Source organism: Acinetobacter sp. 231_lipA (assembly GCF_058243005.1).
In genome coordinates, this window is sequence record NZ_JBZAYU010000001.1 from 721423 (window position 1) to 734099 (window position 12677).

The 12677-nt window shown below is 41.9% G+C and carries 10 protein-coding genes and 1 pseudogene; 5 read left to right on the plus strand and 6 right to left on the minus strand.

Features of this window, described 5'->3' with window-relative positions:
- Positions 1–39: 39 nt before the first annotated feature.
- From AC4CUX_RS03635 to AC4CUX_RS03650, 4 genes and pseudogenes are all read left to right on the plus strand, one after another.
- A pseudogene (locus tag AC4CUX_RS03635) lies at positions 40–674 on the plus strand (IS4 family transposase); the annotation flags it as partial.
- A gap of 90 nt (positions 675–764) precedes the next feature.
- Positions 765–1289 (plus strand): GspH/FimT family pseudopilin, encoded by a 525-nt coding sequence (locus tag AC4CUX_RS03640; protein ID WP_490792194.1) that lies wholly within the window; start codon positions 765–767, stop codon positions 1287–1289.
- Between the two features lie 100 nt (positions 1290–1389).
- Positions 1390–2565, plus strand: a complete 1176-nt coding sequence (locus AC4CUX_RS03645; protein ID WP_490792195.1) for a thiolase family protein — start codon at positions 1390–1392, stop codon at positions 2563–2565.
- A 183-nt stretch (positions 2566–2748) separates the two neighbouring features.
- Positions 2749–3201, plus strand: a complete 453-nt coding sequence (locus AC4CUX_RS03650) for a VOC family protein (RefSeq protein WP_178928402.1) — start codon at positions 2749–2751, stop codon at positions 3199–3201.
- A gap of 13 nt (positions 3202–3214) precedes the next feature.
- Here AC4CUX_RS03650 and AC4CUX_RS03655 read toward each other — a convergent pair whose 3' ends face one another.
- The 6 genes from AC4CUX_RS03655 to AC4CUX_RS03680 form a co-directional block, all read right to left on the minus strand.
- Positions 3215–3568: a DMT family transporter gene (locus tag AC4CUX_RS03655; RefSeq protein ID WP_005400248.1), complete on the minus strand. Its 354-nt coding sequence runs from the start codon at positions 3566–3568 to the stop codon at positions 3215–3217.
- A 103-nt stretch (positions 3569–3671) separates the two neighbouring features.
- Positions 3672–4157, minus strand: coding sequence for a DUF934 domain-containing protein (locus AC4CUX_RS03660; RefSeq protein ID WP_114837210.1), 486 nt, complete (start codon positions 4155–4157; stop codon positions 3672–3674).
- On the minus strand, positions 4150–5793 hold the full coding sequence (locus AC4CUX_RS03665) for a nitrite/sulfite reductase (protein WP_490792196.1): 1644 nt from the start codon (positions 5791–5793) through the stop codon (positions 4150–4152). Before AC4CUX_RS03665 ends, AC4CUX_RS03660 begins: the two co-directional genes overlap by 8 nt.
- A 381-nt stretch (positions 5794–6174) precedes the next feature.
- Entirely contained in the window at positions 6175–8577 is a 2403-nt protein-coding gene (locus tag AC4CUX_RS03670) for a glucose/quinate/shikimate family membrane-bound PQQ-dependent dehydrogenase (protein ID WP_490792197.1), read from the minus strand.
- A gap of 184 nt (positions 8578–8761) precedes the next feature.
- Positions 8762–10039: a carbohydrate porin gene (locus AC4CUX_RS03675; protein WP_234955401.1), complete on the minus strand. Its 1278-nt coding sequence runs from the start codon at positions 10037–10039 to the stop codon at positions 8762–8764.
- A gap of 119 nt (positions 10040–10158) precedes the next feature.
- Entirely contained in the window at positions 10159–11277 is a 1119-nt protein-coding gene (locus AC4CUX_RS03680; RefSeq protein ID WP_160362181.1) for a CaiB/BaiF CoA transferase family protein, read from the minus strand.
- A gap of 209 nt (positions 11278–11486) precedes the next feature.
- Between AC4CUX_RS03680 and AC4CUX_RS03685 the strand changes: the two genes are divergently transcribed.
- Positions 11487–12497, plus strand: a complete 1011-nt coding sequence (locus AC4CUX_RS03685; RefSeq protein ID WP_004695134.1) for an AraC family transcriptional regulator — start codon at positions 11487–11489, stop codon at positions 12495–12497.
- The last annotated feature ends 180 nt before the right edge of the window (positions 12498–12677 follow it).

The window sequence follows — 12677 nt, forward strand, 5'->3', positions numbered from 1 at the left end:
GAATATCACTTATAGGAGTTGTTCAAATTTACGGATCCATCTCTGTTCGCAGACAGAGAATTTATCGGTGAGAAATGGTTTACATGGTTAATTGAAAATGACATTAACTTCTGTATACGTGTTAAAAAAACTTTATTGTGACCAATCACTTAGCCAAGAATCATAAAATTAGTGATTTATTTCGTCATCTTCAAGTTGGTCAAACTGAATGTCGTAAACGACGTATTTGGGTTGGTCGAGTGAAACTGTATATTAGTGCGCTACGATTAGAAGATGGAGAACTTTTACTTGTTGTTTCTCCTATGTTTAATGCTTCTGCTATTCGTGATTATGCATTACGCTGGGAAATCGAAACCTTATTTAGTTGTCTCAAAGGACGTGGATTCAATCTTGAAAATACTCGTTTAACAGACCCTGGACGAGTCAAGAAATTGATAGCAGTGCTAGCTATCGGTTTCTGTTGGTGCTATTTAACAGGTGAATGGCAACATGATCGAAAAAAAGCGATAAAAATAAAGAAGCATGGACGACTTTCAGTAAGTTTATTTCGCTACGGTTTGGACTATGTTCAAATGGCTATTCTACGTTTGATTGGTTTTGGAAAAAAAGAAGAATTTAAGAAAGTGCTAGCAATTTTAAGAAAGAAAAAGCCTGATAGGACAAGGATCCTATGAAATTTGTCGTGTACAGAGATAAAATTTGTTTGATAAACAAAGCTTTAATAAATAAAAAATAGCTCTATAACAACAAAACTGGATAACCATATGTTTTTTATCAATAAAAAAGGGTTCACTTTATTCGAACTCATGATCACTATTAGCATTATTCTGATCATTTGTACAATCGCACTTCCTCACTTTCATCAGTATATGGCCTCACAAGAGCGCAGCAAAACACTGTATACATTACGAAATAGTATTCAGGCAGCCAAAAATATGGCCAACCTGCAACGTCAAAATATCACCATTTGCCCAAGTCAAGACCTCGTTCAATGCCAAAATCATCAGTGGAACATGGGCTTTATTGTATTTATCGATAATAATAAAAACCGACGAGTAGATACCAGCGAAACGATTATTCGGACAGAACAACAGCAGCTCAAATATGGCAATCTTGATTGGCGTGGCGCACTCAGTCTTCCATCTTTAAGCTTCAAAGCTGAAAATGGCCTCCCCCTTGGCTCAAATGGAACTTTCTATTATTGCTCTATGCAAAATCAGGATCACTTTAAATTAGTCATGAGCAAAATGGGGCAGACCCGGACTGAACCCCTCGATGCCTGTAACTAGACCCATGAGTCCATAATCACGTTTTCAGCTTTTCTCGCTAGCAAATTTGCATATACTGCTTAAGTTTCCAACAAAACGTATAAGTGATTCGGAGAAGAAAATGACAGACATCGTAATTGTGAATGGTGCTCGTACAGCAATGGGCGGTTTTCAAGGCAGTTTAGCCAGTGTAACCGCTCCAGAGCTCGGTGCTGTAACGATTAAAGAAGCGATTGCTCGTGCTGGCCTACACGCAAACGATGTAGAAGAAGTAATCATGGGCTGTGTTCTACCTGCGGGTTTAAAACAAGGCCCTGCACGTCAAGCGATGCGCCAAGCAGGTTTACCTGATTCAACAGGTGCCGTGACCATCAATAAACTCTGTGGTTCTGGCATGAAAGCGGTAATGCAAGCAGCAGACATGATCAAAGCAGGTTCAGCAAATATCGTGGTTGCAGGTGGCATGGAGTCGATGACCAATGCTCCTTATATTTTAACCAAAGCACGCGCAGGCTACCGTATGGGGCATGGCGATGTCAAAGACCACATGTTCCTTGATGGCTTAGAAGATGCAGAAACAGGTCGATTAATGGGTTCTTTTGCACAAGATATGGCCAATACTCGTGGCTATACGCGTGAGCAAATGGATGCCTTCGCGATTCGCTCTTTAGAGCGCGCACAAACAGCGGTCAACGAAGGTTACTTTGCAGATGAAATCGTGCCTGTGACAGTTTCATCTCGCAAAGGTGATGTTGTCGTTGATAAAGATGAACAACCGTTCAATGCCAATATTGCAAAAATTCCAAGCCTTCGCCCTGCTTTTGCTAAAGATGGCACCATCACTGCAGCAAATGCAAGTTCAATCTCGGATGGTGCATCCGCACTAGTTTTAACTTCAGCAGAAAATGCATCGAGCAAAGGTTTAGCACCATTAGCCAAAATTGTGGCTTATGCATCGAACTCACAACATCCATCAGAGTTCACCATTGCACCAGTCGGTGCAATTGAAAAAGTGCTTAAGAAAACAGGTTGGAATGCACAGGACGTAGATCTTTGGGAAATCAATGAAGCTTTTGCGATGGTAACTATGTGTCCAATCGATGACTTCAAACTTGATCCAGCAAAAGTGAACATCAATGGTGGAGCTTGCGCATTGGGTCACCCTGTCGGTTCAACTGGTTCACGTATTATCCTGACTTTGATTCATGCGCTTAAACGTACAGATGGTAAAAAAGGGATTGCGGCACTATGCATCGGCGGTGGTGAAGCGACTGCTGTAGCGATTGAATTACTTTAAGATGCAAGCAACCCTCTTTTATTGACATATTTTATACAATAAAACATTGGATAATTAGCTGATATAAAAGCGACATTTATGAAAATCCCTCGACTGCGAGGGATTTTTTATTACAAGATTGTATTAGGGCCGATCTCAACGACTTGTTAAAATAACGACGAAAAAAACAACAAGGATAAGACAATGCAACTGAATCACTACCTCAACTTTGATGGTCAAACTGAAGCCGCTTTTAATTTTTACAAGTCTGTCTTTGGTGGAGAGTTTGCAACGTTCATGCGTTATGGAGACTTACCTTCAGATGAAAGTTCATTCGCCCTTTCCGAAGCTGACCAACAAAAAATCATGCATGTTTCACTTCTCATCAATGCCAGCACGATTTTGATGGCTTCGGATACCAACGATCAGTTTTGTGCTCAAAGCAATACCGTCTTTACTGTAGGCAACAACCACTATATTTCCATTAACTTAGATGCCCATGAACAAGCCGATGCTAAACGCTTATTTGATGCACTTTCAGTCAATGGAAAAATAGAAATGCCTTTAGAGAAAACATTTTGGGGCGCACTCTATGGTGCATTTACCGATCAGTTTGGAATTAAATGGATGGTGAATTGCCAATTAGAAGAAGGATAAATGCGTCTTCTTTTTAAACATCAATATTTGAAAATTGCGCAATAATAGTGAGTCCCACGGTAATAAAACCGATACCGAGCCATCCAGCCAAATCGATGTTCTGCCCTAAAAATGCTTTAGCAAGAAGTGCTGTGGCAATGACACCAATGCCAGACCACAGCACATATAAAATTCCCGCTTGCATAAATTTTAAGGCATAGGCGGCACACGCAAAAGAAATCATGTAAAGCACCAGTGCAATGCCTTGATCCAATTTATTGACCAAGCCATTACCTTTTGCGGAATAAAAAGTCGAAAGCACATCTGTAGCAATAGCAATAAGTAACCAAATGACACCGGGATTAATTTTTGCAAAAAGTGCCATCATGTCTAATTTACCTGATTCTTTTTCTTTAATTTGTTCATCAAAAATGCTGCGTATAAATACAAAAAAGCTGAACCGAAGTCCAGCTTTTTATTCACTTGAAAATTTAAGCGCCTGTTTGATAGCTGGCTTGAGCAACGGCTGTTGATGCTTGATATGGATTTCTAAAATCATTTAAACCCGCAGCAGCCTCAAGAATGTCTTTACCTTCTTTAATGACAAAGGTATCAAAGCCTGAACGTTTCATGTAGTTCAAGACATCTTTAAACACATCACCTGTTGCGCGTAATTCACCTTGAAAACCTTGGCGACGTAATAGTGCTGCAAATGAATAGCCACGACCATCGTTAAAGCCCGCAAAATCAATAAAGATGGCATCTAGCTGATCTAAAGGGAACTCATGCGTTTCAGGAGAGGCATCAACTGTAACAAGGAGTGCTTTTTTACCTGAAACTTGAGCCAATTGATCTAACTGCTCAACCGTTAAAACCACATCACCTTGCGGTAAAACACCATCTTCACCAATCACCTGATAAGTATTGTCTGCAATCGAGCCATCTTTAGAGAGGACTTGTAGTGCTAGATTAAGCATATGCACGCTCCTTAAAGGGTTGAATGCCCACACGGCGATAAGTATCAATGAATTCTTCACCCTCAGCACGAAGGTCAAGATAGGTATTTAAAATTTCTTCAACGATGTCTGGCACAACTTCAGCTGCAAATGAAGGGCCTAAAATGTCACCAATTGAAGCATCATGATCAGCATTACCACCCAAAGTGATTTGGTAGAATTCAGCGCCTTTTTTGTCTACACCTAGAATACCAATGTTGCCCACATGGTGATGACCACATGCATTCATACAACCTGAAATATTCAGATCCAGTTTGCCAAGGTTATAAATGGTATCTAAGTCATCAAAACGACGTGAAATCGCTTCTGAAATAGGAATTGATTTCGCATTTGCCAGTGAACAGAAGTCACCGCCTGGGCAGCAAATAATGTCGGTTAAGAAACCAATGTGCGCACGAGCTAAATTGTTTTTCTCTAGAATAGTCCACAATTCAAACAAATCTTTCTGCGGAACATCCACCAAAGAAATATTTTGCTCATGCGTGGTCCGCAGTTCACCAAAGGTGTATTTGTCTGCAAGGTCTGCAATCAAATTCATCTCTTCCGTGGTCACGTCACCCGGTGCAATACCCGTACGTTTCAACGAAATCGTTACAATACGGTAGCCCTTCACTTTGTGAGCATTGGTGTTGATATTGAACCACTGTTTGAATTTTGGATGTGCAGCAAACTGTTCAGAAAAATCTTCATCTGCATAATCTTGATAATCAAACGGCATAAATTCTTCGTCTAATTTCTGCAAAATTTCAGGCTGAATTTTTAAAGTTTTAATGGTGTGCTCAAACTCAGCTTCGACTTTTTCAGCAAAGACTTGAGGAGTTAACGCTTTCACCAAAATCTTAATACGTGCTTTGTATTTGTTATCACGACGACCGTGTAAGTTATAAACACGCAGCACTGCTTCTAAATAAGCAATCAGGTCTTCACGTGGCAAGAAGTCACGAATGAAACTACCAATCACAGGGGTACGACCTAAGCCACCACCGACTTTAATTTTATAGCCGATCTCACCTGATGCATTTTTAACAATATACACTCCAATATCATGGAATGAGGTCGCTGCACGATCGGTTTCTTCAAGTGCTGATACAGCAATCTTGAACTTACGTGGCAAGAAAGCAAACTCTGGGTGGAAGGTTGACCATTGACGGATCAATTCACACGTTGGACGTGGGTCAGCCACTTCACCTGCAACCACACCAGCATATTGGTCTGTGGTGGTGTTACGAATACAGTTACCCGAAGTTTGGATTGCATGCATTTGTACAGAAGCTAGCTCTTGAAGCATGTCTGGGACATTTTCTAGCGCAGGCCAGTTAAACTGAATATTCTGACGCGTTGAAACGTGTGCATAACCACGGTCAAACTCAGTTGCAAGTTCTGCAACTTTGCGCAATTGCGTTGAGTTCATTAAGCCATAAGGCACAGCAATACGTAACATTGGCGCATAGCGTTGTACATAGAGACCGTTTTGAAGACGTAATGGGCGGTACTCATCTTCAGTGAGTTTTCCAGCTAAATAACGTTCCGTTTGGTCACGGAACTGTGCAACACGTTCATTGATCAGTTGCTGATCGAAATCAGTATATAAATACATGGCGTACAGCTAGTAGTTTCATTATAACGGCTGACAGCATAACGAGATTTAAACTATCAACAAAATGCGTTTTTTACATATTTCATAGCTGTTTTATTGATAAGGATAAGTAGATGTACTGTTTGTCCCTAATCCTAAAGGTTTTTTCTGATTAAAGTATTTTTTATTAGATACTTATACATTATTCAGCTAACTCCGTTCAGCCTATCACATACACACTAACCCATTCATTGCTATCACGTGAATTTTAAACTCGGCTTATCTGGGTAGAACTCAATTTTTCTATTCTTTCCTCCTCGTCACTTTGCCCTTTTAAACCGACTGCATATAAAAATAGCCTGACGAATCAGGCTATTTTAAAGTTTAAATAACTACAGACGATTATTTTGCATCGGGTAAGGCATACGCCACCAAAGCATCTCCCATCTTAGTACCAAATGAACCATGACCACCCGCCATAATGACCACATACTGTTTGCCATTGGCTTCATAGGTCATTGGTGTTGCTTGACCACCTGCTGGTAGACGACCTTTCCAAAGTTCATCACCATTGGTCACGTTGATGGCACGGATATAATTATCCTGCGTACCACCGACAAACATCACATTCCCCGCAGTTGAGATTGAACCACCAAGCATAGGCACCCCCATTTTAAATGGTGGTAATTGAATTCCTGGTAAGCTATCACGGATCGTACCAATGCGACGCTTCCATGCAACTTCATGGGTATTTAAATCTACACCCGCCACAAAGCCCCAAGCAGGCTGTTTACATGGCAAACCAAATGGAGACAAGAACGCACTGATCTCTACACCGTAAGGCACACCATACATCGGTTGTACACCCGCTTCGGTGCCTGCACCTTTGGCTGTTTTCGGACGGTTTGGATCGGCTGGAATGAGTCGAGATACAAACGGTAAACCGATTGGATTCATCACCGCAATTTGACGATCAGGGTTAACGGACATACCGCCCCATTCAAATACACCCAAGTTGCCTGGGAAAACCAAAGTTCCATTTTCTGAAGGTGGGGTATAAATACCGTCATAATTCAGTTTGTGGAAAGACACACGGCACATTAACTGGTCAAACATGGTTGCGCCCCACATTTGCTTATCCGTCAGTTTCTCTTTTGGCGCAAGGTCAAAGTCTGAGAAAGGTTGTGTCGCAGAGTAACGCTCACCTTTGGTTTGCGGCCCACGTTTCACTGTTTGTGGTACAGGTTTTTCCGTAATTGGAACAATGGCTGCACCAGTACGACGGTCTAGAACAAAGGCATTCCCTGTTTTCGTTAATACGTAAATGGCAGGAACCATTTTGCCTGACTTATCTTTAATGTCCGTCAATGTCGGTTGTGATGGTACATCCATATCCCACAAATCATGATGCGTGGTTTGGAAATTCCACACCAACTTACCTGTTGAGGCATTCAGTGCCAGCATTGAGTTGGCATAACGCTCATGCAACTCAGTACGGTTACCACCCCAAATATCTGGCGTACCCACACCCGTTGGAATGTAAACGATATCCAAAGCTGCATCATAGGCTAATGGGGCCCATGCATTTGGTGAGTTTTGAACATACTTTTGACCCGGAGCTGGAATCGCGTTCGGATCTTCTGCACCTGTGTCAAAGACCCACAACAATGCACCCGTATTCACATCATAACCACGGATCACACCTGAAGGTTCTTCAGTTGAATAGTTATCTGTGGTTGAACCCGCAATAATAATCGTCGTTCCTGTGACCACAGGTGGCGACGTTGGGATATAACCGCCTGGATAAGGGAACGGCATATCTTTTTGTAAATCGACTTCACCATTTTTACCAAAGTCAGTACAACGCTCACCAGTATCAGCGTTGATGGCAACTAAACGGCCATCATTCACAGGTAGGATTACTTTACGTGGACATAGCGCAGACGATGACTTTTTATTCTGCAAGCTGGCTTCAAAACCAGCCGTATTGTTCGCATCATAATAAGACACACCACGACAGGTTAAATGCTGAAAAGTATTGTCCGCTTTGAGCTTAGGATCAAAAGTCCATTTCGCCTTCCCTGTAGCTGGGTCAAGTGCAACCAGTTTTTGGTGCGTGGTACAGATATACATATTGTCCCCAATTTTAATTGGAGTGACCTGATTGGTGGTTTCACCAGAGTCATTTTCTGTTTTAAAGTCGCCTGTGTTATAGGTCCAAGCAACTTTTAAATCTTTAACATTCTCAGAATTAATTTGCGTTAAAGGAGAATAGCGCAAGCCAGATTGAGTACGGCCATATGCAGGCCAGTCGCCATCAGCAACACCCGGAATGGACTGTGCGGTTGCAGGCTGCTTGCTACTTAATTCACCTCGAATTTCTTGAGGGTCATTAAACACAGCAAAAATCATCACGGCAATAGTAATTGCCAGTGAACCTGTTAAAACCAGTTTTGCACTTTTTACGTTGTCAAAACCACGTGTGACAGCAGGAATGAGTAACCATAAGCCAAATAAACCAAGGATATCTAAACGTGGCGCCAAGGCAAAGAAGTCTGAACCCACTTCCCATAAGCCCCAAACCACTGTACCCAAGACCAACAACGCATAAACGATTAATGCCGTACTTTTTAATTTTTGCAGTAGAACTGCAGTCGCGATGAAGAGTAAACCTGCAATGATGTAGTACCAAGACCCACCAAGCACTGCAAGATAAATCCCTCCTATCAGCAGGACTAAACCAAAGATCACAGCAATCACAGCTGTAAAAGTTTTAAGTCCTGAACCTGAAGACGGAGTACTCATATTGACCACCTTTTTCTTAGATTCTGTTAAAAGCCCATATCGTTTCAATATCGATATGAGCACCTAGACAGTTTTTAGATTTTAAGTATCTGTCCGAACGACTTATTTCGAACAGTTTTATGCTTTAAACAACCGTAAAAAGTATTTATCAACCTTGTTGGACAAATACTTATCGATCTAAAAACTAAAATGCGGTCTGGAATTTAATTCCGCCGACCCATGCATTTTCACCATTTTTATACGCGCCTACATGGCGGATATATTGGATATTGGGACGAATGGTTAACCAGTTAGCTGCATGTATACCGTAGTAAATCTCGGCATCATATTCTTCACTTTGTAAGCCACGGGTATCAACGCTGTTATTGACAATATTCGCGTCATTGACATCATCATTGATATTAATACGGGCTAAGCCAATCGCGATTTCGTCTTGAGGGCGAGCATCAAAAGCACCTTTATAGACCAAACCAATGTTCTGCATATCGCGAACCGTATTGGTATCTGAATCATGTAGTGTGAGATTCACAAAACCTGTTAAACCACGCGCAGCATCACCGTGATGTGCTGTGAGTTGCTGCTTGGCAACAACCCAGCCGCCTTGTTTATGTGAGGTTTGCTGTGGGTTTTGAATATCTGTGGCATCTGCAGAACTGTAGTAATAACCCGCACGATATTCACCAGGTAACTTATTTATACCTACAGCAGGTTGCCACACCACTTCAGCAGGAATAATGGCCCCCTGCGAACCGTCAGTACTTAAGTTCCAGCCTTTGCCACGTTCTAAGTTTTCAGGGTTATATTCATACACCCCGACTTGTGCATACAGGTCTGGCCGAAGGTTATATTTGACTCGCGCAGCCCATTGGCTGACAGGCCAGTTGTACCACTGGTCACCGACCCAGTTACCAACTTGAGAGCCACAGAGCGCAAGGTTTTGGAAATCACAGTCGAAACTGTTGAAGTCTTCACCTTCACCAAAACGACCAACTTTGATGTCTAACTTTTGATCCATGAACTTTTTCTTAATCCACAAATCCGTTAAACGCCACGTCTGTCCACGTCCCCACACTTCTTGAGTGGAACTTAAATGTCCATCTAAAGCATCGGATGTTTGAGAAAGTGAACGCCCATTGCGTTCGGTAATGGTGATTTGAGCCTCAGTATCCTGCCAACCCAAAATCTTGTCTAAATCGAAGTGTGTACCAAATGCAAACTGGTCTGCATATTCGGTACCATGACTTGAAGAATGCGAGGCATCGAGCAACGTTGCCATTTCACCCGTATAACCAAAGCTAAAGTCGTAGCCTTTTTGCTGCAATGCGCTGCGCTGACCATTCCAGTCACCCAGCATCCAAGGGCTTTCTGCCTCAAAGGCATTTGCAGCATACACACTTTGAAAGCAGCAACTGAGCGCTAAGAGACTGAGGTTAAAACACCAACTTCTTTTACATTTATTCATAATTGGTGACCTTTCTTACAAAATTACAACTAATCGATATGATACGCTTTATTTGTATAAAAACCCATTTTATGACGTTTTTTTGTTTTAAATATATTCAAATTATCACTATATGATATTTATAAGGAATCAAAACCGAGCGGTTTGCCTATAAATTCATATCTTATTTTTGAACGTGAAAACTTAATTGGACAAGCTAATTGTTGTTCGCTTTTTGTACTCCCCTCTTGTAAAGGTACAGAAACCACCCATGCACGATCTTTTGCTAACTGCGAATCGAGTGCTTCATCCAACTTTAATACAGGCTCAACGCAGACATCTTGCTGCTGAAAAATTGTGTTCCACGTGGCAAAATCTTGGGTTTTAATTTTGTCTTTTATTGCTTGTTTCACCACCTGACGGTCTTCGGTTGCCAATGAGGCTCCTTTTTCAGCCACAATCGGCAATTCTAAAATTTGTGCCAGCCCATGTAAAAACTGTGGCTCTAAACTCCCAATCGATAAATAACGCCCATCTTGCGTTTCATAATAGTCATAAAAAGTCGCACCATTGAGATAGCTTTGCTCAGGCCCTTGTTTTTCCTGTCCTGCTAAGCTCGCAGCTGCGGCCATGCTACTGAGCCCTACCACACAGTCGGTCATAGAAATATCAATACACTGCCCCAAACCACTCCGCTGCCTTTCAATTACTGCCGCTAAAATTCCAATCACGCTATGCAAAGAGCCTCCAGCAATATCCGCAATTTGAATCCCCATTGGTGGTGGTCCACTGTGCTGTCGCCCGCTATGTCCCGCGATCCCTGACAAAGCCACATAGTTGATATCGTGTCCTGCTTTATTTTGATACCCCCCTGTTTGCCCATAACCCGTAATGGAACAATAGATCAAGCGTGGATTAATTTCAGATAAGGTCTGATAGTCGAGTCCCAATCTTTGCATCACACCTGGACGGAATTGTTCAATCACAATGTCATAGTCTGAAATTTTCGATTTGATCAGTTCAATATTGGCAGGATCTTTCAAATCCAGCGCGACAGCATGCTTATTTCGGTTGAGATAACTATGTGCGGTGGCCTGTCCATTGGCATAAGGTGGCATTAAACGGATCAGATCGGGGCGGGTTGGAGACTCGATGTGGATCACTTCTGCACCTAGGTCGGCTAAGTACATTGTTGCAAAAGGTCCGGGTAAAAGTGTAGAAAAATCGAGAACTTTCAATCCTTTCAATGCCATATCCATGTTTATTTTCTCTTTTTATGTTGATTTTTTAGCTATTTTAGAAATATAAAAGCAACAAAACAATGTCATGTTCAGCCATTTACCTTGATCATTTCGGCAATTTAACATGTAAAAAGGCAAAAAACTTTAGTGTAAATTGCCTAAAATACTTTTTTTAGCGTCATTTAGGTCAAACGCAAGTGAATATAAAAGAGACTGAAGGATTAAATATGAGCCGTGATACCATTAGTATCCATTTCGTCAATGCGGCTTTAACTGGCGTAAAACGTCTCGGCATGGATGTCGAAACATTACTTTCTCACGTAGGGATTGAGGCAGAACTGCTGCGTCAACCTAAAGCCCGTATTTCTCCAGAACAATATACTCGCTTCGTTAAAATGTTATGGATGGTGACCCAAGACGAACATGTTGGCTTCGATAAGCAACCACGTCGTTTAGGTACGTTTGCCATCATGTGTCAGTTGATTATTCATGCCAAAACCTTAGGTGATGCTTTAGAACTGTCTTCACAGTTTTATAAATTGTTTGGTGATGAGTGGTCGGTGACCTTAGAACGCGACAAGCACGAAGCTCGTCTTGTTCCTCAGATTCCGAAATCGATGGATCCAGATCACTTCATTACCGAAAGTATGCTGATGATTTGGCACGGTCTCGCGTCTTGGTTGATTGAACGTCGTTTACCACTAGAACGTGTACACTTTGGTTATGAACGTCCGACTCATGCAGATGAGTACGATGCCCTGTTCTTCGCACCTGTGATGCAGTTCGACATGCCGCGTACCGAAATCACTTTTGCCGCGGATTATTTGGACTTACCAATTCGTCAAAATGAAGAAACCTTAGAAGAGTTCTTAAAAGCCGCTCCGGCACAGTTGCTGGTGAAATTTAAAAACACCAACTCACTCACTTCACGTATTCGTGATGTATTGAAGAGTCAAATTGGTGAGGAAATGCCAACTCTGAATGATGTGGCTTCTATGCTGTATTTATCTCCACAAACGCTGCGTCGCCGCTTAGCTGCTGAAGGTAAAAGTTACCAAGGCGTGAAAGATGCATTACGTCGTGATGCCGCAATCCACCTACTATTGAACCCAGGTTTGACTTTAGAAGATGTGGCACAACAAGTGGGCTTTAGTGAAACCAGTACCTTCCACCGTGCCTTTAAAAAATGGACTGGAGTTACACCCGGTTTATATCGCCAACTACACGGCTATCACTAATTTTCTAGTTTGACGACGGTTCGGCACATTGCTAAACCCAAGATTTCGATCTTGGGTTTTTTTATGCCCCAATCTTCAGTCTATTGGCAAAAAGACTCATCTGACCTGACCCGTTCTAGTCATTGCATCACGGCCATTAATTTGTACACTCAAATGCATAACAACTTAAAAGTCATAAAA

Coding starts and splice junctions, on each gene's coding strand:
- AC4CUX_RS03650 (WP_178928402.1), top strand. CDS start 2,749: ATGCAACTGAATCACTACCTCAACTTTGATGGTCAAACTGAAGCCGCT.
- AC4CUX_RS03660 (WP_114837210.1), bottom strand. CDS start 4,157: ATGCTTAATCTAGCACTACAAGTCCTCTCTAAAGATGGCTCGATTGCA.
- AC4CUX_RS03670 (WP_490792197.1), bottom strand. CDS start 8,577: ATGAGTACTCCGTCTTCAGGTTCAGGACTTAAAACTTTTACAGCTGTG.
- AC4CUX_RS03640 (WP_490792194.1), top strand. CDS start 765: ATGTTTTTTATCAATAAAAAAGGGTTCACTTTATTCGAACTCATGATC.
- AC4CUX_RS03645 (WP_490792195.1), top strand. CDS start 1,390: ATGACAGACATCGTAATTGTGAATGGTGCTCGTACAGCAATGGGCGGT.
- AC4CUX_RS03685 (WP_004695134.1), top strand. CDS start 11,487: ATGAGCCGTGATACCATTAGTATCCATTTCGTCAATGCGGCTTTAACT.
- AC4CUX_RS03675 (WP_234955401.1), bottom strand. CDS start 10,039: ATGAATAAATGTAAAAGAAGTTGGTGTTTTAACCTCAGTCTCTTAGCG.
- AC4CUX_RS03655 (WP_005400248.1), bottom strand. CDS start 3,568: ATGATGGCACTTTTTGCAAAAATTAATCCCGGTGTCATTTGGTTACTT.
- AC4CUX_RS03665 (WP_490792196.1), bottom strand. CDS start 5,793: ATGTATTTATATACTGATTTCGATCAGCAACTGATCAATGAACGTGTT.
- AC4CUX_RS03680 (WP_160362181.1), bottom strand. CDS start 11,277: ATGGATATGGCATTGAAAGGATTGAAAGTTCTCGATTTTTCTACACTT.